The organism is Spirosoma aerolatum (genome assembly GCF_002056795.1).
GTDB classification, from domain to species: domain Bacteria; phylum Bacteroidota; class Bacteroidia; order Cytophagales; family Spirosomataceae; genus Spirosoma; species Spirosoma aerolatum.
Genome location: NZ_CP020104.1, coordinates 371529 through 391659, shown reverse-complemented (window position 1 = coordinate 391659; position 20131 = coordinate 371529). Strand labels below are relative to the sequence as shown.

The following is a 20131-nucleotide window of genomic DNA, read 5'->3' as shown; positions in this document are numbered from 1 at the left end:
TAATTTGTCTAAAACCGTTTTTGTTTGTCAAACTAAGTCGCGCCGGAATTTTAACCGTTTGATTTAAAATTCGTTTATATTTCGGCCGTGTAACCGACACGCACTTAAGCTATGCAAGTAGCACCGCCCAAACGGAGCACTGATATGTCGAACCGAAGTAATCTAATGCCGGAGACTATCCAGGGTCAATCCGATCGAAAACCAAGCTCGGAACGCCCCATTTCATTTGAGGATACTTCGATTGCTTTTTCGTCCCAGTCGGACTTCAAACTCCGAAAGACCTACTGGTTATTTGCGTTGATGAATCAGGGATGGCTGGTAAATTTAGGTACTTTTTTTATAAAGATTGCCTTACGCCTACATCTTCCCATTAAATTCCTGATTAAAAACACAATTTTCGAGCAATTCTGTGGTGGTGAGAGTATTCGCGATTGCGAAACAACCATCCGACACCTCCACAACGTGCATGTTGGCACCATTCTCGATTACTCAGTAGAGGGAGAAGATACTGAAAAAAGTTTCGACGAAACTGCCCTCGAAATCCTCCGCACGATCGAACGTGCCAGCGAATCGAAAGACATCCCATTTTCAGTTTTTAAAGTGACCGGTATTGCCTCAACCGAACTCCTCGAAGCGGTTCAGATAGGCGATTCGCTCAACAAAACCCAGAAGGCCGAATTCGACCGGGTAATGCAACGGGTCGATATGCTTTGCCGACGGGCTTATGAACGCAACGTCCGCATTTTTATCGATGCGGAGGAAAGCTGGATTCAGGATACGATTGACACGTTAGCCTACGAAATGATGGACCGTTATAACCACGAACGTCCCATCGTTTATAACACTTACCAGATGTATCGTTGGGAAAGCCTTTCTCATCTTCAGCGCGATACGGCTGAAGCTCAGGCAAAGGGGTATTACCTGGGCGTAAAACTGGTACGGGGGGCCTACATGGAAAAAGAACGGCTACGAGCCCATGAAGATGAGTATCAGGACCCTATTCAGGCCACCAAAGATGATACTGACCATGACTTCAATGCCGCCATCGATTTCTGCCTTGAACACCGGGATATTATTTCGGTCTGCCTGGGCACGCACAATGAAGAAAGCTGCCAATATTGCGTACAGGAAATGAGCCGACTGGGCATTGCTCCCAACGACCCCCATATTTTCTTTGCGCAGTTGCTGGGCATGAGTGACAACATCTCGTTTAACCTGGCGAATAAAGGGTACAATGTGGCCAAATATGTGCCCTATGGGCCTATTGACGCCGTGATGCCTTACTTGTTCCGGCGAGCCGATGAGAATAAGTCGATTGCCGGACAAAGTAGCCGGGAGTTTACCTTAGTCAGTAATGAGTTGAAACGCCGGAAGGATTGTCGCTCGAAATAAGTAAATAGCTACGGGTGTAGTCGATGATTGGCAAGAATAGTCAGGACTGAAACGACAACGCTTGCCAATCATTGACTACACCTGACTATTTTTGGCAGTTTTTATGACTGGCACAGCAAACCGGGAACTCGCCCGGCCGTGAAAACGGTCCCTGCTGTGCCTACTTTTTTATTATGATTCAAAAAAATCCCCTTAAATTTTTTCTACTGACACTCGCTTTGATTGCGCTGGATCAGGGCGTGAAGCTGGCTGTTCATTTCTACATGGCTCCAGGCTTTGCCGGCCAGATAAAACTAGCTGGCGACTGGCTGAAACTGCATTACGTGCTGAACCCAGGCATGGCGTTCGGGATGCAGTTAGGGCATGAATACGGGAAATTACTACTTAGTATATTCCGACTGTTCGCCATGGTAGGTATCGGTTATTACCTGGTTAATCTGGCGCATCGTGGTGCCCCAAACGGATTATTGTGGGCGATGGCCATGATTCTGGCGGGAGCCGTTGGCAACGTGATCGACAGCACCTTTTACGGCGTTTTTCTGCATAATGCGCCTTATGGCTCGCCAACGCCCTGGTTTCATGGTCAGGTCATCGATATGATCTTTGTGGATGTGTGGGAGGGGTTTATTCCCGACTGGGTGCCTGTATGGGGAGGCCAATATTACTCCACGCCCATTTTCAACATTGCGGATTCCTGCATTTTCATTGGCGTCTGCCTGATTTTGTTCTTCCAGCGTCGATTCTTTGGCGAACAGCATGTGGAAGACAGTATGTTACCCGTTTCAGGCCCTGACCCTATCGAAGCATCGGTCCTGCCAGCTGCTGACTATCTTCAGGAAGAACAGGAGTCACCCGCAGTCGATTCAGAGTCAGAAACCACTAATTTATCAGACGAAGAAGCCCAGCCAGATGCTGAAACCGTCTTACCAACGGATACGGATAAGGACTCTTCAGAGCAACCCAGTCATACTGATTCGGAACGAGAGTAAGTTAGCACTTACTCGAAAACCCCTCGCTCCTCAGGAGGACAACGATTGGAATACATATTCAAACAGGTTCAATAAAAAATCCCGGTTGATGTCATCAACCGGGATTTTTTATTGAACCTGTTTGAATCAAACCTTATTTGCTTCCACCAGCCTGGCCGCTCGACAGCAGATTGAAGAACTGATCCAGTTTTGGCGTGATGATGATCTCAGTCCGGCGGTTTTGCTGACGACCAGCATCCGTTGTGTTATCATCTTTCGGAGCGAACTCTGAGCGACCACCAGCAGTCATACGTTCAGGAGCCACAGCAAATTTCTTTTGCAGCGTCCGAACGACCGAAGTAGCTCGCAAAGCGCTCAAATCCCAGTTATCTTTGATCGACGCAGTTGAGATAGGTACGATGTCGGTATGACCTTCAACCAGAATATCCAGCTCCTTGTGATCATTTACCACTTTAGCCACTTTGCCCAATACCGTTTCGGCAGCAGGTAGAACCTCGTAGCTACCCGATTTGAACAAAAGCTTGTCCGACAGAGACACATACACAACCCCTTTTTTCACTTCAACCTGTACGTCCTGATCGTTGATGTCGTCCAGCGAACGTTTCAGGCTCATCACCAACGCCAGGTTCAACGAATCTTTACGCTGAATACTTGAGTTGAGGTTATTAACGTACTTCGTTTGTTCGTTCAGTGTTTCGAGCGATTTTTTGATGCTCTCCGCACCTGATTTACTAACAATCGACAAATCCGACATCCGGTCCAGGAGGTTGGTATTGGTCTTTTTCAGATAGTCGATCTGAGCCTGTAAATCACTAACCTGTTTGTCTTTACCTTGCAGATCCGTGTCTTTAGCCGACAATTGGGTACGTAGATCAGCCGTCAATTTGTCACAGTCGGCCAGGGAAGATACGGCCTTGTCACGAGCATCCTGTAGGGCTTTCATTTCGGCTAGCCGCTTCTTACTGTTACAGGAAGCCAGCATTACTACTGCCGAAAAAAGAATCAAAATTCGTTTCATACTGATAAGAGAAAATAGTAACGGTAACGAAAAAGTTAGGTTAAAACGATACCTACTGTTGATAGACAGAATCGTTTCGCAAAGTTAAGGGATTCTGCTTAATCGTTTTACAACTATTGTTTCATGTAAACCTATAAAATTGCACTATTTCTTTATCAGGCGGTTTCTGCAAAAGCAAATCTCAAATTCTGCAAGATGACATGATTTAGTCTTAACGGTAGTTTATGCACTTTATACACTTATTAGTCCGACTCATCCTTGTTTTATGAATAAGCTATTGGCTACTATTTTAGTAAGTGCCAGTTTGACAGCTCAGGCTCAGACCGGCAAAGAAATCATGTACATTGGTACGTACTCGTTAAGAGGTAGTGAGGGTATCTATGTGTTTGAATTCGACCGGAAGGCGGGTACCATGCACCAGATTCAGGCCGTTTCAAACGTAAAAAGTCCATCCTTTCTGGCAATACATCCAACGGGCAAATATCTGTACTCCGTCAACGAAGGGGCCGATAAAGGAGCAGGTGGCGTAAGCTCTTATTCGATCGATAAGGCTACGGGCAAACTTCAGTTTATGAACAGTCAATCGTCGCTAAGCGCGGGGCCCTGCCATGTGAGTGTTGACCATACAGGCAAAACCGCTTTTGTATCCAATTATGGCGGGGGTAGCCTGGCCGTATTACCCATCAAAGCCGATGGCACTCTGGGGGAGTCGACCGATAAAGTGCAGGATGAAGGCACTGGTCCTAATGCACAACGTCAGGAAAAAGCCCATGTCCATTCGGCAACGCTAGCCCCTGACAACCGATTTGTTTATGTTGCTGATCTGGGCACCGATAAGCTGAATATCTTTGAAATCGACGTAGCGAATAGTAAGGTCAAGCCAGCTTCAACACCCTATGTGAGTGTAAAGCCCGGTTCAGGTCCACGGCATTTTACGTTTCATCCCAATGGCAAATACGCCTATCTGGTTGAAGAACTGACCTCTACGGTAGCTTCTTTTTCCCGCGATGCCAAAACGGGCAAACTAACGCTGATGCAGGATAATGTACCAACACTACCTGCCAACTTTAGCGGTCAGAATACCAGTGCTGACATTCATATTGACCCATCCGGCAAATTTCTGTATCAGTCGAATCGGGGCTTTAACGGCCTGGCGATCCTGGCTGTTGGAAAAGATGGAAAGCTGACTAAAGTGGGTGAGCAACCGACGGAAGGCAAAACTCCCCGTAATTTCCTGATCGACCCGAAAGGAGAATTTGTATTCGTGGCCCATCAGGATACGGACAACATCACGATTTTCAGACGCGATCAGAAAACAGGCCTGTTAACTTACACCGGTCAGTCTGTCAAAGTACCCGCTCCGGTTTGTGTGCTTATGGCTAGTTCCCATTAACCATAGCCAGAGAGCTTCTGATCGCCGTTTTATCTGTAATTTCGAACCCAGAACCCCAAACATTAAACCTGTAATTTCTAATGACCAAAGTACTTACGGCCGGATTGCTGCTCATTCTGTTTATAATGGCAGCCCCCGCTAAAAAAACCATTAGCCTGTTCAATGGAAAAAATCTGGACGGCTGGAAAATCTACGGCACTGAAAAGTGGTACGTTGAAGATGGCAACCTGGTATGCGAAAGCGGTCCCGACAAAAAATACGGCTACCTGGCTACCGAAAAATTTTATAAGAACTTCGACCTAACGCTGGAATTCAAACAGGAAGCTAACGGCAACAGTGGCGTCTTTTTCCGGTCAACCATCGAAGGCACTAAAGTCAGTGGCTGGCAGGTTGAAGTAGCTCCCCCCAACCACGATACGGGCGGCATTTATGAATCCTACGGCCGGGGCTGGCTGGTTCAGATTCCTGACGAAAAAGAAACGATTCTAAAACCCGAACAATGGAACAAAATGCGGATTCGGGTTGAAGGTGACCATGTTCAGACCTACCTCAATGGTAAAGAGATGGTCGATATGCACGACGAAAAGATTGGTCAGGCCGACGGTTCTATTGCCCTGCAAATTCACGATGGCGGGGGAATTAAAGTCCGCTGGCGCAATCTGGAACTGAAACCATTATAACTGTAATTCCCTGGTCCGCATAGTTAATACTTAACGAATTATGCGGACCAGAGGTCCACGTTACAAATCTACATACGACATGGTGTGTACTTTGTCGGCTTTCGTATTAACGAATTTCTTCTCGGGCTTGTCGTAGTCTGTAATGTAAAGTCGATTCCCTTTCAAAAGAACCTCAGCGGGTTGGTCAATTTTACCAGTTCCGCCTTCTGTATCGCCATTTTGAACAAGTGTGCTCACCTTACCATTGGGCGTAACGGTCATCACAGCATTCATTCGGGAGTTGCATAGGTAAATTTTATCAGTCTTCCGGTCGATGATCAATCCATCCACACAGGCAATTTTTTGATCGGTATTCACCACTTCTTTTGACGCTAAAGAGCCATCTGGCTTCAATGTCAGTTTGTAGAGCGTCCCGTCGCCGAACGAACCCGTATAAAAAGTGCCTTTACTGTCGTAATCCAGGCCATCGGCTCCGTTATCAACACCCGTTTCATTAACCTGCGTCGTAAATGTAGCCAGAATGTGCGGGTCCATCGTTTTAGGCTTCAGAGCAACAGGGCCTTTGGCGAGTTCATCCATTGTGAAATGGAACACCGCACTACCTTTGTCGTTGTCAGGCATGTCCCACTGGCTATCGGTTACGTAAATTGTATTCCCTTTCCAGACTACAGCGTTTGACAAGCCAAAGCCAGTTACCACAGGCTCAATTCCAACGATCTGGCTACCCTTCATGCGAATCCGCATCAGCCGCGACTTGTAATCTTTATCGTTTTCATACTGATTGTCAGCATAATACAGATTACCGTCAGGTCCGAAAGCCAAATCCATCGGGCAGGCGTGTTTTGTGTCGGGATGGGCTGGTAAACTGGCAAAAAACCGAACAGAGTCTTTGGCGAATTTTACAATAACACCAGGATAGCTGTTATCGGCCAGATTAGGAACCGACAGGTAAACCGATCCATCGGGTGCCAGAGCCATTCCATCGGGCGTATTGTACTTGTCGGGTAGTGTATAGAGTAACTTCGGATTACCAACGGTCGATACCTCTTCTTTGGCGCTATCCAAATTGCCCGTATCCAATCCTTTTGCATTTTCTTTCTTCTGACAACCAGCGGCCAGACCAAGGCCGAGTAGAAGCACGATCAAAGACTGTTTCATATCCATACGTTGTGTAAATCATATATCCCGACGTAAACCGTCTGTTCGCTAAATTGTTGTACATCTTCGTTCTATGAAAGTATATGTCCTGGCATCCTGCCTGAGTTTGTTTTACGGTTCAATACTGGGTCAAAGCAGGGAAAAAGCAACCGGCTGGCAATCCCTATTCAACGGAAAAGATTTGAGGGGCTGGGAAACCTATCTCGATCGACCTTATTCGGCAGATAAGCAAGCGCCAAAACCAGCCCCGATTGGCCTCAACAACGATCCCAACCATGTTTTCTCTGTGGTGATGGCCGATGGGCAACCTGCCTTACGGATTTCAGGCCAAACATTTGGGGGCATCAATACACTGGCCGAGTTTGAGAACTACCATTTCCGGGCCGAATTCAAATGGGGAACCCAAAAGTGGCCACCCAAACTTGATCAGCCGCGCGATAGTGGTTTGCTCTACCATAGCGTTGGATCGCATGGAACACCTATGCTCTGGATGGAGTCGTTCGAGTTCCAAATTCAGGAGGGAGATTGTGGTGACTATTGGGGGGTGATGAATGTACTGGCCGATATTCCGGCCACGAAAAACGACAAGGGAAAATTCATTTATCAGCCCGAAGCTACGCCAATTACCTTTCAGGATAAAACCCCTAATGGCCGCACCTGCCTAAAAAATCCCGACAATGAAAAACCATCGGGCCAATGGAATGTCGTTGAATTATATTGCCTGGGCGACACCTGTCTGCACGTTATGAACGGCAAAGTCAATCTCATGCTGGTACATACACGTCATGTCGTCAACGGCGAAATCGTGCCCCTCACGAAAGGTAAGATTCAGATTCAGTCAGAAGGGGCAGAGGTATTTTACCGAAACATTCAGATTCGCCCCATTAGCCAGTTACCGCACTAGCAGGATTTGCCCGAACTACGTAGCTTGTGGTTTACGTTTTGATCTACTCCAGTTATACACTTTTCAACTCCCGTTACAAACTAGCGCTGGCTATCGGGGCATGTGTTCATGTAATTTTGAGCAAGACAACAACTACATGAACGCATTTTATACGCCAGTCCTCGGATTGGTAGCTACCCTGATTATGACACAATCCATTGCCCAGAAAACGCCAAGATCTGTCGCCGGAGAATACTACCTCACAGGCGTCCGTGAAGTTGGATCCGGGATCAAACTAAACCCGGATTCTACATTTGAATTTTTCTTCGCCTACGGCGCCCTCGACCGTATGGGAAAAGGAACCTGGAAACTCCAGGGCGACCAGATTATCCTGAATAGCCGCCCAAAACCGGATAAAGACTTTGTCCTGGTAAAAAGTAGAACAGTTCCGGGCAATCAGCTTACGATCCGTATTGTTGACACCAATAAGCAATTGTTGAGTTATATCCTGGTTGGTGTTAAAAATGGAGCCGATATTCAACAGGGCACCACCAACACCAATGGGCAGGTGCATTTTAATAAACATCCCGTTGATGCCCTTATGCTCCAGTTTGAGTTCTGCCCAGAACGCTATTCTATTTTTCAGATCGCTCATCAAGAACACAACGACTTCGAATTCCGGTTCGAACCCTGGGTGATGGATGTTTTCTTCGAGAATCTGGCCCTTACCATCGGCGACAACGAATTGAAAGGACCACATCCGTTGCTGGACCCCAACAAATCATATTCATTCGTGCATAATTAAGTTAAAAACGTCGGCACGAGCCCTACGGAGAATAAATGTTTATTCTCCGTAGGGCTCGTGCCGACGTTTTTAACCAATACGATCTAGTTGACGCGTTTGAAAACAAAAAGGTCGCTGAACGCCCAGTTTCCATCTTTGGGCTGGCCGCGCTGAATCACTAACTGATTGGCTCCGCGTTTTTCGTAAATGATGCGGATAGAGCCATCCTCTTTCTCGAACAAAGCCCGGTTAGAACTGGCTTCAATAAACCGATAGCGATCCGATTTATCTTTTTCTTCCTGCCCGATCAGGCCCGGCTTAAAATGTTTAACCAGTACGATTGGCCCTTCGCTGGTTTGTTCAAAGATCAACATCTCGTACATCGTCACCTTGTTGTCTTTCATCATTCGCATGAAGCCCGACAGGTTATCACCAACAGGGGCAATCCAGGCGGCTTCAATAGGTCCTCCGTTAAAGGTACCCAGCCAGCGACCTTCCATAAACGCGACATCGGCCAGAGAGCCCGTTTTTTTACCTGTTTGTGCCTGAACCGAAAGCGTAATCAGAAGACAGAATAGGAAATAGAGTTTTTTCATAGGGATTTAGAAATACTGGTATCCTAAGGCCGTCGACTGCTGAATCTACCGTAAATCCAAAATTCCAAATGCTTCTGATGGTGGCGTTTTTAGATTCAGAAACTCAAATTTTGGTCCGGCATTCTGCGAACGTAGCAAGCCATAAATTTTCTGACTTTCAACGTCTGACGACAGGTAATACAGAACGGATGCTTCTACATCGGCTTGGGCAAACAGCTTAGTATCATTAGGAATAATCATCCGGCTGATCAGTTCAAGCTTATTACGATGCCGAAATACCAGCCGGGCAAACTCGCCAGTCCGCCGAGCGTGGCTAATATTGAAAGGCAAAATTTGAAGATTTTTCAACGGTAATTCGGAAATATCTCCTCCAACGCAATATTCAGCGATTGAAATGGTGGAGATGAGCATAATCATTTCCTGCTGAAGAAAATAACGGAAATACCCATCAGCATGAGAATATAACGGATCTTCGTCGTTCAGAAAGCGTAGAAAAAAGCTCGTATCCAGCAGTACAGATTTAGGCGTCATAGTTTCCTCGCAAGTCACGTAACCAGGTATCGGAATTGACAGAGCCTAGCCAGTTCTTCTTAGCTTTAGTACGTAGCGATTGTAAATAGGCCTCGTCGTAATTGGGATGATAATCGACCAGTTCAACAAATCGAAGTTCCGAGCGGTCCAGTTCCCCGGTCTCCGTGTGCTGCTTTCCCAGCACCCGAACGCCAAACGTTCGATACAGGATATTACCTTCCAGCTTTTCTAAAATGGCAATTGGCGTTTTGATAATAACCACGCCATAGTCGTCTGTTTGCAGGTGAATATTGGCCCTATCTTTTCCACCGGCATTGGTCACCCGACCATACAAATAGAATTCAGCTTCGGCCCAGACGGCTTCGGTCCGATACAACTTCGTAGTGCGATCAATCCGTAATTCGCTGGTGTTTGGCTCGGATGTACGAATAATGAAGGTATAGCCGCGTTGTACGGCCATTTCCTGAAACTCTTCAAACGCTTTGGCCGTAGCTGATTCCAGAAAATCAATGTTCTGCCGCTGGCTGATCTGACCAATCAGCGCATTGAATCCAATAATGTACTGAACGGCAGTCTTAAAAATATGGCGCACAGAACCGCCCTGGATTTGGTAACTGATCGTTGGTCGATCTTTCCGGTCGGCTGGAAATAGCAAGCATTCCACCTGTTCAAGGACAGCCATCACCTCACGAATATCATAGGTGTCAGGAGTCAGATCAAGGTTGCCTTTGGTGCCAGTTACGCGTATTTCGATAAAGCCGGTTTTTTCCACGGCGTAAAGCTACTAAAAAGGTTTACTGTATGACAATTCTATACCAAACGCCTATATAGTATACACCGTTTTTCTCTATTTCCCCATCCATTTCTTAAACTCCGTGGCGCGTTCGCGGCTTACCAGCACTTCGTCGTCGGTAGCGGGTTTGAGGGTCAGTTTGAGCTTATTGTTAAAGTATGGGTGAATCTGCTGGACGGTGTTGATGTGTACGATAAACTGCCGGTTGGCCCGAAAAAACTGCGATGGATCAAGCATATTTTCGAGTTCATCGAGCGGGTAATCCAGCGAAAATTTCTGATTGCTTGTCGTACGGAACAGGCTTACCCCTTCTTCTGAATAAAAATAAGCAATGTCGCTGACCTCAACCGGGACCCACTGTTGCAGATGTTTCACCAGAAACCGGCGCCGGTAATCGCTGGGCTGAATCTGCTGGCGGAGTTGTTGTACCAGTGCGTCAATGTCGACCGTACCCAGGTGATTGTTTTTTGTTTCTCCCGACTCAGTAGTCGTTCCGCCTTTCGTCCGGCGGTATTTAGTCAGGCTGGCTTCCAGCTCGTGCCGTTTGATCGGCTTCAATAAATAATCGATACTATTGACTTTGAAGGCCTTAAGCGCATACTCATCGTAGGAAGTCGTGAAGATAACGGGCGCACTGACGGTTGTCTGCTCGAAAATCTCAAAGCTTTGTCCGTCGGCCAGTTCAATATCCATCAGAATCAGATCGGGAGCCAGCGGTTGGCCAGGACCATTGGCATTGAGCCAGGCCACCGACGACCGAACACTAGCTTCGGTACCTACAATCGTAATAGTAGGGTCTACGTCCTGCAATAATTTGGTGAGTTTGCGAACGGCTAATTCCTCGTCTTCAATCAGCAGTACGTTCATTGGTTAAAAGAGTTAAGATGATTGCGTATTTGGGAGACTAAAAATACATGACAGACTAGCCAATCTGCAACCCGCAGTTGTATTAAACCCACAAATCATTGTTCGAAACGGTATGAACCTGTGATGAACCGTCAGTTCTAAGGCACTAATCGCATGATAATGTGCCGAAACTACCGCCCCAATTAACCTATACTTTCCCTCCAACGCTAATCTAACTTACTAAAGATCAGCGAATATCAATTGAAAGCGTGATTTATGCGGTTCAACCCTGAATCCTAACGCTTCGGCTAACAATCTGTTTAGCAGCGCATTGTGACGCTATAGCTTTGCAACGTTCTTTTTAACCGCTATGGCGAATCATAAACAACAAATAACTTCTGAAAGTCATGAAAACAATTGCCACAACACTCCTTGCTGCTGTACTGCTGAGTACATCTGCGTTTGCAAAACACGCACCTCACCTACCAAAGTCTCCGGTATCGGTTGGCCCAACAGCTATTACAAATTCGTATAAAGTAGCTATTTACCCATCGGCAGTACCATCGAAAGTAAATGTGATGGTTGAACGCGAACCGGGTAAAGCTATGGAGATTTCATTATTGGATTCGGATGGGTTTACCCTCGCCACAAAGTACATCAATAAAAAAGAAGGTAACGTTCACGTAAAATTCGATTTATCAGAATTGAACGATGGTGCTTACCAGATCCAGGTCGTTTCGGGTAACGACAAGAGTGTACATGCGATGAGCATTAACACACCAGTTGCTCAGCCATCGCGTACCATTTCGGTGAAATAAGACACGGGTTATAAAATTCAGCTAGCAAAAAGGCCGTTTCACAACGGCCTTTTTTCAGTTCAGCCCAATAGAATACCGCTTCATCCGAAACCGAACTGGTACATAGATGTTTAGCCCGCAATTTTGCCTCGGTCTTAACGGCCATGTTCCTCTTTAAACAGACAAATACAATGAAAAAAGCTCTTAAAATTGTCGGCCTTATCCTAGGCTGCGTCCTTGTGGCGTTACTTGGCTTCGGCGCTTATGTCTCCATTGTGGGCGTCCCTACCTACGACCCGCCTACTATTCCTGCCATTACGGTTGAAAGCACACCAGCCCGTGTAGCTCGTGGTGAAGTCATTGCCCAGATTCAGTGCATGTCGTGCCATGCCGACAAAAACAACCGCCTGACCGGCAAATACCTGGCCGAAGTACCAGCCATTTTCGGCAAGCTCTACTCCAAAAATATTACGCAGGATAAAGAAAAAGGCATTGGTAAATGGACCGACGGTGAACTGATGTATTTCCTGCGTACAGGCATACGACGGGATGGCTCGTATGCACCGGTTATGCCTCAGTATCCGAACATGGCCGACGAAGACCTGAAATCGGTGATTGCCTGGCTTCGCTCCGACCGTTTCCCGGTACAACCATCGAACCAGGAAGCCCCGGCTTCCGAATTTTCGTTGTTCTCAAAAGTACTGGCAAATACCATTATGAAGCCGCTTCCCTACAAGGGTCAGGTAGTAGCTTTCCCCGATAGCGCCAATCTGGTGGCCCTTGGCCGCTACACAGCCGACGCCATTGGCGATTGCTATGCCTGCCACTCAGGCGACCTGATTGACCAGGACAAAGTCCATCCCGAAAAAACCAAAGGGTATTATGGCGGTGGTATCGAAATGGTGGGCGAAGGCGGCAAAAAAGTAATAACCGCCAATCTGACCTTTGACGAAAAAACGGGCATTGGTCGCCGGTATACGAAAGAGCAGTTTATTCGGGCCGTGAAGTTTGGCGTACGGCCCGACGGTAGTATTCTCAAATATCCGATGGAGCCCAAAATGGTTTTATCTGATCGGGAAGTGGGCGCTATCTATGAATACCTGAAAACGGTGCCGAAAATCAATCACGACATCGCGCAAAAAACAGCCGAACTCCAATTGGCAGAGAAGTAACTCCCCTTTTTACGAACTACGACGAATGATGTCGATGGATGGCTATCGCCGGAATTACCTGCGAAAGTCAGATCGTACCTCATTCGTCGTAGTTCGTAAATTACTATTTTTAACCTCGCTTTAATGTAGACTTTCTTTCTAGGCACGCATGAAACAATGGTATACTCTCGACCGCTACGACATTCTGGTCATGCTGTTGAGCTATCCGGCGGTATTCATTGCGAACTATCTGATTCTGGGCACTCGCTATTTCGATGATCTGGCCCTATTCATTCCGGTAACTACTGGGGTAACGATTCTGTATATAGCCTTTGCCTGGCTCATGGACACCTGGATGAAGTATATGCGTTACTGCTATACCGAACTCGATCAGGCGCTTCGGCGCATCCTCTACTGTCTAATTTTCTACATCATTGTCACGGCGCTATTGGTTTGCCTGATTTTTCTGCTGTATGATTGGTTTGAGGTTCCTGGCTATCGTTATGATCCCGTTATTTTTCGGTGGACATTGCTGATTGGGTTTATCTGCAACCTGCTTTCCATCGGCGTTTTTGAATCCATCTACTCCTACCAGAAATGGAAAGAGAGTGTAAAACGGGAATATGAGTTAAAGGAGTTGCATGTACAGCGACAACTCGATATGCTAAAGCAGCAGGTCAATCCGCACTTCCTGTTCAACAGCCTCAATTCGCTGGTTTCGCTGATTGGTGAGAATCCGGCGCAAGCTGAGCAGTTTGCCGAAGAACTTAGCTCCGTGTATCGGTATATTCTCCGGGCCGGTGAACAGAATCTGACCGATCTGACAACGGAAATGACCTTTGTGGATTCGTATTATCACCTGCTGAAAACCCGACATGGCTCCGGACTTATTCTGACCGTTTCCGTTGATAAACGATTCGATACCTACCAACTCCCCCCGCTAACACTTCAGCTTTTACTCGAAAATGCCGTAAAGCACAATATCGTTTTGGCCGATCAACCGCTAACGATCAGTATTGAAACGGATGAACGGGGCTTTTTGATCGTTCGAAATACCTTACAGAAAAAACAGGCGCGGGTGTTATCCAATGGCGTTGGTCTGAGCAACATCCTGGCGAAGTATCAGATGCTCGGCCAGTCGATGCCAACCGTTCAGGAAACGAATGGGCAGTTTGTGGTCAGATTGCCGCTTATCAATGTCGATTCATAGGCTGTTTTTTACAGTTTACCTCCAACAACGCCAGTTCAACCACGGCTTTTTCCGTTTCAGCCGGTTCCTTATTCCAGGTCGCAATGTGTGCCAATACCTTTGTTGCCGTTAAACAACAAATCTCCGCACGAGCGGCCTCTTCATGAAACCAACACCAACGTACCCAACACTGGCCCTCCCGGCCCACATTACCTTTGCCCCGGCAGTAGTGGCCCTGAAACTGCTCATCTCGTTTCTGATGGCCAGCCTCTTCTTCCTGACCAGTTGCAAGAAAGAAACCGAAGTCAACCCATCGGGTTCGCTTACAGCCAATGCCGGTCCCGATCAATCGGTACAGGTTGGCCAGACCGTCAATCTCGACGGGTCAGCTTCCAACGACAGTCAGGGTAAGCCTTTATCGTACCAATGGACGCTGGTGCGTAAACCCGCTAAAAGCACCGTTACCCTGAGCGACGCGGCTTCGTTCAAACCCACCTTCAAACCCGACGAAATTGGCGAGTATGAACTGGAACTGGCCGTGACCAGCACCAATGGTAAAAGTACCGACAAAGTACTCGTAACAGCCTCCGTAGCTGAACCTCTGGCGATTACGGCGAACATCACCGTTAAAACCACCCTGATCGACCGCGTTCTGAATCCTGACCTGCCCGATTATATCGTAACGAAAAGTATCGATGTCAACAACGAATTGACGATCAATCCGGGAGTAGTCATTGCCTTCGAACGTGATGTACGGATGAATGTCAACGATGGCGGTGGTTTACTGATCGCCAAAGGAACGGCAGAGAATAAAATAAAATTTGTGGGTGTACAGAAAACCAAAGGCTATTGGATAGGCGTGTCGCTCTACTCAGGCAGCAACGCCAACACGATGGAATATGTAGAGGTAATGCACGCAGGCAGCCGCACAGTATATAGCACCACCAAAGCCGCCCTGTTCATGTCGGGAGGAAGTCATGCTCAGATTGCGCTGAAAAACTGTCTGTTCTCGCAAAACGATGGCTACGGCCTGTATGTGCTGGATGGTGGCATTCTCCGGGAGTTCGCCCAGAACAGCTTTACCAGCAATACGGAAGCGGGTATCCTGCTGAATGCCGAAAACGTAGCCAAGCTTGATGCCACTTCAACCTTCACGGGCGGCAATGGCCGTAACATTGTCGACATTACGCCCTCGGGTATCAAAGGCACTAATGAGGTGGCCTGGAACGGTTTCAATGACAAAACGCCCTACCGGATCAGTGGTGACTTTTCGGTCGACGCAGGCTGGAAACTAGCGCCTGGTGTTATCATTGAAATGAACCGCGATGCTGTTATCCGAATCAACACAGCCGGATATCTATCGGCCAAAGGGACAACGACGAACAAGATTGTCTTCGCAGGGGCCGACCGCTCAGCCCCCTACTGGAAAGGTATTATCTGCTACTCGCAGGACAGCAAGAATGAACTGCAATATGCTGAAGTTAGCAACGCTGGCAGCAGTGTGATCGTATCGGCTAAAAAAGCCAGCATTGCGATCTACGGCACGAAAGCCTTGATGTCGGTTAAAAATACAAAAATCAGTGGTAGTGGTGGGTATGGTGTGTTCGTCAGCTATGGGGCTTCGGCCAATACCGACCTCAATACAGCCAATACCTTTGAGGCAAATGCCCAGACCAACGTATTGATCGAGAAATAATTGGCGCCCTCTGCTCATCTGGCTTCGCTATCATTGAGTCATTAAGCAATGTATGACTACTTATGACCTTCAATGACAGCGAAGCCAGATGACCTTGAATGACATGTTACCTTATGACCTTCCAGATTTGGGGCGCGGTTTTTACAGGCATGGTACTCTCGATCATGTTGATGAACATAGTCCAGTGGACTACGTATCGGGATCGAAACTATGGCCTGTATACATTATACATGCTGGCCTGGCTGTTTTATTTTGGCCTGCGCGTATATACATTCCGCGATTGGTTTTCCCTGGAGACCAATCATTTTGTTCGGGCAGTCGCACCCATGGGGGCCTATTATATTTATTTCGACTTCATCGACTCTATTCTCGATCTACGTCATCGGCTACCCAATTTTTACCGCCAGTTGCAACGAATAAAGGTTGGCATTGTCATTTACATTGGTATTCATCTTTTACTCTGCTACGGGCCATCATTATGGAATCCAGTCCTCTACGAAGTAACGTTTATTATGATGCGTTTAGCGATGGCCGTTCTGGGTGTCTATGGCATTCAGCAAATGCTATCGTTATGCGATCCCGTTTCACGTATGTATGCCATCGGTACCGGTTTTCTGCTGGTCGGCGGACTCACATCCATGTTTCTATCGATGGTCAGACCTTATGAAGACTGGGCCGGGCCGTTCTGGATGGTATCGCTGACTTATATGCAAACTGGTATTATTGCCGAACTGGTCTGTTTCTCGCTGGGCCTAAGCTATCGCCAGCGCCGGGCGGCCGTTCGTAATGCGATGATTGAACAGGAACTTATGCACGAGCGGGAAAAACACCATCGCGACCAATTGGAGGCTGAACTGGTGATGCAACGTCTGGAACAGGAAAAAACGGAGGTACATATCCGGGCGTTACAAGCACAGATTAACCCGCATTTTCTGTTCAATAGCCTGAACTCGCTGAGTGCGCTGATTGACGATGATACGCAACAAGCTAGTATTTTTCTGGATGAACTCAGCTCGGTATATCGATATATGCTCCGGGCGAATGACCAGATTCTGATCCCACTGGCCTCTGAACTGGCGTTTATCCGCTCATACTGTCATTTGCTGCAAACGCGGCATGGTCAGGCACTTCGGGTAGAATGGGCGGTTTCGCCTGTACTACTGGCGCTCCAGTTGCCTCCACTCACCTTGCAGTTACTGGTCGAAAATGCTGTGAAACACAATGTAATTCTAGCTGACTACCCGCTAACAATTGCCATTTCGACCAATGAGAACAATCAGCTACAGGTCCGAAACAATGTACAGCGAAAAACCGTACGTGTAGCCTCCAATGGAGTGGGTTTAGCCAACATATGGTCAAAATATCAGATATTAAATCAACCCATTCCAACCATTCAGGAAGATAGGGGTCTATTTATTGTGACACTGCCGCTTATTGAAAAAGAGTGTTCAGTATAAATAGGCGAATGCATGGTTTTAGTAAAAGATAAGCGTATGAAAGTTTGTCAAATCGTTAATATTTAACCACCTAACGATTCCTCACAGCTAAAGAGTAGTAACACGACGTATGAAAAAAAATTCTTCTTTCACTATCGTTGGCGGTGGTATTGCCGGTTTAACCACAGCCATTGCTCTTAACCGCAAAAACATCCCCACCACGGTTTTTGAAGCGTCTCCAACTATTCAGCCATCAGGTGCAGGCCTGGCGCTGGCAGCTAATGCCATCAAAGCGTTTCAGCGACTGGGCATTGCCGATCAGATTATCCACGCAGGCCGTCAGCTTGAGGCATTTACCATCCTCGATGAACAAGGCGACAAAATTACCCGTACCGATAGTCGAATCGTTAGCAAACGCTTTGGGGTTAATAATTTCAGCATCCATAGGGCCGATCTGCACAAGATTCTCCTGACCCAACTCCCTCCCCATAGCGTTCATACCGGCAAACGAACCATTCATATTCACCCTCAACCCGATGGCATTACGGTTTACTTCGACGACGGCACCAGTCATAAAACGGACTATTTGCTCGTGGCCGATGGTATACGTTCGCCGATTCGGCAGCAACTTATACCGGGTTGGCTACCTCGTTACGCGGGTTATACCTGCTGGCGGGCCGTTGTCAATCTACCAGGAAATACATTACAGGAGGCTACCGAAACCTGGGGTACTAAAGGACGGGTTGGCGTTGTTCCTATGGCGAACGATCAGGTGTACTGGTTCGCCTGCGTTAATGCCCCTGCCAAATCGGACGAAATGCGTCAGATGACGGTTCAAAAACTTGCCGACCGTTTTGCCCATTATCATGCGCCTATTCCTGAATTAATAGCGCAAACGCCCAACGAGTCGCTGATCTGGAACGATATTGTTGATCTGAAACCATTGAACAGCTACGTTTTCGGCCGAGCCGTTCTACTTGGTGATGCTGCCCACGCTACAACCCCCAATATGGGCCAGGGTGCTTGTCAGGCTATTGAAGATGCGGTTATTCTGGCCGATGAATTAGCCAAAAATCAGTCGCCGGAATCCGCGTTTGCGGCCTTCGATCATCGACGATTACAGCGTACTCATTACATTACCAATACATCCTGGCGTATTGGCCAGCTTGCCCAAACCAGCAGTCCCGTACTGGCTTTCCTGCGGAATGGATTGTTTCGGCATTTACCAGACAGTCTGAATCAACGTCGGTTAGAAACGCTCTATGCTGTAGATTTTTAGCTGTACCGTTTATCTCAACCCTGTAAGATTGAGGTAACTAATACTACCATCGCGTAGCCTATAGCCTCAGAAATGTATCTTTCATCAGTTTAAAACTTACATTATCTTTACTGAAAACGCCCGAACTGCTTCACGTTGAACACGATTAATGACAAATGGCTGCGTGTAGTTGGTATTACACTGATACTAGCATTTAGTATAACCGGCAATGGTTTTCATAGACAGCCGCTGACGGGTGACATTCTACTCCGCATCTTCATCAGTCTGGTCTCCATTACGGTAACCTGGCACGTCATTCGGGCAATCGTATTCTATTTCCGACAGAAATATTTTTCCAAAAAAGACATTTGGAAGCGGCTAATCCTAACGTTTCTGGCAGGGAGCGTAGCAACAACAGTAAGTCTTTGGCTAACAGGCGCCATTCGATACTGGTTTACCCATGGCACCCTACTGGGCTATCATTCGTACGGTCATACAGCCAGTATTACGATTAATAAAGCGACGATTGCCCTGAATCTGTACGGGTTCGATTTTGTACAGGCAGCCGTTAATTTTATCTTTTTTCAGACGATTTACGAAACCTTGTTTTTTGCCCGCGATTCGGCACTTTACCAGAAAAAGCTGAGGCTGTCGGAGCAGGAACAGGAAAAACTACGTACGGCCAATTTACAAAGTCAGCTCGATGCGCTGAAGCAGCAGGTCAATCCGCATTTTCTATTCAATAGTCTGAATGTGCTGGACTCGCTCATTGAGGATGATCCTAAACAGGCACGAGTATTTCTGGAAGAGCTCAGTACGGTGTACCGCTACTTACTCCGCGCCAACGATCAGCACCTGACTGAGCTGGGTTCTGAGTTGGATTTTATTCAGTCGTATTACCACTTGCTGAAAACCCGGCATGGCTCAGGATTGACGATGAACGTAACCATTGATGACCGCTATCAAACATACCGTCTTCCTCCCCTTACGCTCCAGCTTCTGGTCGAGAATGCCGTTAAGCACAACATTGTTCTTCCTGACCAACCTCTTAGCATCGACATTCTGACCGATGCGCAATCGCATCTACAAGTCCGTAATAATGTACAGCGGAAAACCGTACGTGTAGCCTCCAATGGCGTTGGCCTGACCAATATTCTGACCAAATATCAGATGCTCAATCAGCCTGAACCCATCATTCAGGAAACCGATGGGCAGTTTGTCGTAACACTCCCGCTGATCGCCAACGGCATCGAGCAGACCACAAAGATTTGATTAATAACCGAGTACACCTCTAAAATCTTCCAGCCAAATCACTTTAATTCGGGGGTATTCACGCTTGCTAAGAATCTAAAAGTCAGAATCATTACTAACCAGATAATCTGCTCCCGATGCAAAAGCTATATCGGCAAACTTATTATCATCGGGATCATTTTCTATCATTGACCATTTAAAATAAGCCTCTATATGAATCACGTGAGGGGGCTACAGACAATAACTTTAATACATTCTGAACTAATGAAGGCGCATAAAATTCGCTCAGC

At 47.1% G+C, this 20131-nt stretch carries 20 protein-coding genes; 13 read left to right on the top strand and 7 right to left on the bottom strand.

From position 1 onward, the window contains the following. The first annotated feature begins 165 nt into the window (after nt 1-165). Together B5M13_RS01650 and B5M13_RS01645 are read left to right on the top strand one after the other, a co-directional pair. Nucleotides 166-1392 carry a proline dehydrogenase family protein gene (locus B5M13_RS01650; protein WP_080054008.1) on the top strand — a complete coding sequence of 409 codons (1227 nt, stop codon included), beginning with the start codon at nt 166-168 and terminating at the stop codon, nt 1390-1392. 173 nt (nt 1393-1565) lie between these two features. Continuing rightward, nucleotides 1566-2381: a lipoprotein signal peptidase gene (locus tag B5M13_RS01645; protein ID WP_080054007.1), complete on the top strand. Its 816-nt coding sequence runs from the start codon at nt 1566-1568 to the stop codon at nt 2379-2381. Between the two features lie 133 nt (nt 2382-2514). Here the strand turns inward: B5M13_RS01645 and B5M13_RS01640 are convergent, their stop codons facing one another. Continuing rightward, nucleotides 2515-3399 carry an OmpA/MotB family protein gene (locus B5M13_RS01640; RefSeq protein ID WP_080054006.1) on the bottom strand — a complete coding sequence of 295 codons (885 nt, stop codon included), beginning with the start codon at nt 3397-3399 and terminating at the stop codon, nt 2515-2517. A gap of 265 nt (nt 3400-3664) precedes the next feature. Between B5M13_RS01640 and B5M13_RS01635 the strand changes: the two genes are divergently transcribed. Both B5M13_RS01635 and B5M13_RS01630 read left to right on the top strand, forming a co-directional pair. Next, nucleotides 3665-4792, top strand: a complete 1128-nt coding sequence (locus B5M13_RS01635) for a lactonase family protein (protein WP_080054005.1) — start codon at nt 3665-3667, stop codon at nt 4790-4792. A gap of 80 nt (nt 4793-4872) precedes the next feature. Next, entirely contained in the window at nt 4873-5472 is a 600-nt protein-coding gene (locus B5M13_RS01630; RefSeq protein ID WP_080054004.1) for a 3-keto-disaccharide hydrolase, read from the top strand. 60 nt (nt 5473-5532) lie between these two features. On the opposite strand, the gene B5M13_RS01625 is transcribed toward B5M13_RS01630, so the two are convergent. Next, nucleotides 5533-6630: an SMP-30/gluconolactonase/LRE family protein gene (locus tag B5M13_RS01625; RefSeq protein WP_080059753.1), complete on the bottom strand. Its 1098-nt coding sequence runs from the start codon at nt 6628-6630 to the stop codon at nt 5533-5535. A gap of 73 nt (nt 6631-6703) precedes the next feature. On the opposite strand from B5M13_RS01625, the gene B5M13_RS01620 reads away from it, so the two are divergent. Next, entirely contained in the window at nt 6704-7534 is an 831-nt protein-coding gene (locus B5M13_RS01620) for a 3-keto-disaccharide hydrolase (protein ID WP_080054003.1), read from the top strand. A 136-nt stretch (nt 7535-7670) separates the two neighbouring features. Further along, entirely contained in the window at nt 7671-8318 is a 648-nt protein-coding gene (locus B5M13_RS01615; RefSeq protein WP_080054002.1) for a hypothetical protein, read from the top strand. Nucleotides 8319-8401: 83 nt separating this feature from the next. Here the strand turns inward: B5M13_RS01615 and B5M13_RS01610 are convergent, their stop codons facing one another. From B5M13_RS01610 to B5M13_RS01595, 4 genes are all read right to left on the bottom strand, one after another. Next, nucleotides 8402-8893 (bottom strand): DUF6265 family protein, encoded by a 492-nt coding sequence (locus B5M13_RS01610; RefSeq protein WP_080054001.1) that lies wholly within the window; start codon nt 8891-8893, stop codon nt 8402-8404. Nucleotides 8894-8938: 45 nt separating this feature from the next. Then, nucleotides 8939-9424, bottom strand: coding sequence for a PIN domain-containing protein (locus B5M13_RS01605; RefSeq protein ID WP_080054000.1), 486 nt, complete (start codon nt 9422-9424; stop codon nt 8939-8941). Further along, complete coding sequence (locus B5M13_RS01600; RefSeq protein WP_080053999.1) at nt 9414-10196, bottom strand: hypothetical protein; 783 nt, start codon at nt 10194-10196, stop codon at nt 9414-9416. Before B5M13_RS01600 ends, B5M13_RS01605 begins: the two co-directional genes overlap by 11 nt. Before the next feature lie 75 nt (nt 10197-10271). Further along, complete coding sequence (locus B5M13_RS01595) at nt 10272-11084, bottom strand: LytR/AlgR family response regulator transcription factor (RefSeq protein ID WP_080053998.1); 813 nt, start codon at nt 11082-11084, stop codon at nt 10272-10274. Between the two features lie 386 nt (nt 11085-11470). Here B5M13_RS01595 and B5M13_RS01590 point away from each other — a divergent pair, with 386 nt between their 5' ends. The 7 genes from B5M13_RS01590 to B5M13_RS01560 all read left to right on the top strand — a co-directional run bounded on the left by B5M13_RS01590 (nt 11471) and on the right by B5M13_RS01560 (nt 19862). Then, nucleotides 11471-11881 (top strand): T9SS type A sorting domain-containing protein, encoded by a 411-nt coding sequence (locus B5M13_RS01590; protein WP_080053997.1) that lies wholly within the window; start codon nt 11471-11473, stop codon nt 11879-11881. Nucleotides 11882-12051: 170 nt separating this feature from the next. Continuing rightward, a complete protein-coding gene (locus B5M13_RS01585; RefSeq protein ID WP_080053996.1) occupies nt 12052-13032 on the top strand; it encodes a c-type cytochrome in 981 nt (326 codons plus the stop codon). Nucleotides 13033-13180: 148 nt separating this feature from the next. After that, on the top strand, nt 13181-14221 hold the full coding sequence (locus tag B5M13_RS01580; RefSeq protein WP_080053995.1) for a sensor histidine kinase: 1041 nt from the start codon (nt 13181-13183) through the stop codon (nt 14219-14221). A gap of 142 nt (nt 14222-14363) precedes the next feature. Then, nucleotides 14364-15896, top strand: coding sequence for a PKD domain-containing protein (locus tag B5M13_RS01575; protein ID WP_080053994.1), 1533 nt, complete (start codon nt 14364-14366; stop codon nt 15894-15896). Nucleotides 15897-16009: 113 nt separating this feature from the next. After that, nucleotides 16010-17353: a sensor histidine kinase gene (locus B5M13_RS33920; RefSeq protein WP_245859678.1), complete on the top strand. Its 1344-nt coding sequence runs from the start codon at nt 16010-16012 to the stop codon at nt 17351-17353. A 109-nt stretch (nt 17354-17462) separates the two neighbouring features. Next, complete coding sequence (locus B5M13_RS01565) at nt 17463-18611, top strand: FAD-dependent monooxygenase (RefSeq protein ID WP_080053993.1); 1149 nt, start codon at nt 17463-17465, stop codon at nt 18609-18611. A gap of 135 nt (nt 18612-18746) precedes the next feature. Then, a complete protein-coding gene (locus B5M13_RS01560; RefSeq protein ID WP_080053992.1) occupies nt 18747-19862 on the top strand; it encodes a sensor histidine kinase in 1116 nt (371 codons plus the stop codon). 75 nt (nt 19863-19937) lie between these two features. On the opposite strand, the gene B5M13_RS34570 is transcribed toward B5M13_RS01560, so the two are convergent. Beyond that, a complete protein-coding gene (locus B5M13_RS34570; RefSeq protein WP_394334326.1) occupies nt 19938-20030 on the bottom strand; it encodes a hypothetical protein in 93 nt (30 codons plus the stop codon). Between the last annotated feature and the right edge of the window lie 101 nt (nt 20031-20131).

What these genes read in the sequence shown, in the direction of transcription:
- B5M13_RS01635 (WP_080054005.1), top strand. Translation starts at nt 3,665, where the DNA reads ATGAATAAGCTATTGGCTACTATTTTAGTAAGTGCCAGTTTGACAGCT.
- B5M13_RS01640 (WP_080054006.1), bottom strand. Translation starts at nt 3,399, where the DNA reads ATGAAACGAATTTTGATTCTTTTTTCGGCAGTAGTAATGCTGGCTTCC.
- B5M13_RS34570 (WP_394334326.1), bottom strand. Translation starts at nt 20,030, where the DNA reads ATGATAGAAAATGATCCCGATGATAATAAGTTTGCCGATATAGCTTTT.
- B5M13_RS01595 (WP_080053998.1), bottom strand. Translation starts at nt 11,084, where the DNA reads ATGAACGTACTGCTGATTGAAGACGAGGAATTAGCCGTTCGCAAACTC.
- B5M13_RS01630 (WP_080054004.1), top strand. Translation starts at nt 4,873, where the DNA reads ATGACCAAAGTACTTACGGCCGGATTGCTGCTCATTCTGTTTATAATG.
- B5M13_RS01650 (WP_080054008.1), top strand. Translation starts at nt 166, where the DNA reads ATGCCGGAGACTATCCAGGGTCAATCCGATCGAAAACCAAGCTCGGAA.
- B5M13_RS01615 (WP_080054002.1), top strand. Translation starts at nt 7,671, where the DNA reads ATGAACGCATTTTATACGCCAGTCCTCGGATTGGTAGCTACCCTGATT.
- B5M13_RS01610 (WP_080054001.1), bottom strand. Translation starts at nt 8,893, where the DNA reads ATGAAAAAACTCTATTTCCTATTCTGTCTTCTGATTACGCTTTCGGTT.
- B5M13_RS01625 (WP_080059753.1), bottom strand. Translation starts at nt 6,630, where the DNA reads ATGAAACAGTCTTTGATCGTGCTTCTACTCGGCCTTGGTCTGGCCGCT.
- B5M13_RS01575 (WP_080053994.1), top strand. Translation starts at nt 14,364, where the DNA reads ATGAAACCAACACCAACGTACCCAACACTGGCCCTCCCGGCCCACATT.
- B5M13_RS01585 (WP_080053996.1), top strand. Translation starts at nt 12,052, where the DNA reads ATGAAAAAAGCTCTTAAAATTGTCGGCCTTATCCTAGGCTGCGTCCTT.
- B5M13_RS01645 (WP_080054007.1), top strand. Translation starts at nt 1,566, where the DNA reads ATGATTCAAAAAAATCCCCTTAAATTTTTTCTACTGACACTCGCTTTG.
- B5M13_RS01605 (WP_080054000.1), bottom strand. Translation starts at nt 9,424, where the DNA reads ATGACGCCTAAATCTGTACTGCTGGATACGAGCTTTTTTCTACGCTTT.
- B5M13_RS01590 (WP_080053997.1), top strand. Translation starts at nt 11,471, where the DNA reads ATGAAAACAATTGCCACAACACTCCTTGCTGCTGTACTGCTGAGTACA.
- B5M13_RS33920 (WP_245859678.1), top strand. Translation starts at nt 16,010, where the DNA reads ATGACCTTCCAGATTTGGGGCGCGGTTTTTACAGGCATGGTACTCTCG.
- B5M13_RS01565 (WP_080053993.1), top strand. Translation starts at nt 17,463, where the DNA reads ATGAAAAAAAATTCTTCTTTCACTATCGTTGGCGGTGGTATTGCCGGT.
- B5M13_RS01620 (WP_080054003.1), top strand. Translation starts at nt 6,704, where the DNA reads ATGAAAGTATATGTCCTGGCATCCTGCCTGAGTTTGTTTTACGGTTCA.
- B5M13_RS01580 (WP_080053995.1), top strand. Translation starts at nt 13,181, where the DNA reads ATGAAACAATGGTATACTCTCGACCGCTACGACATTCTGGTCATGCTG.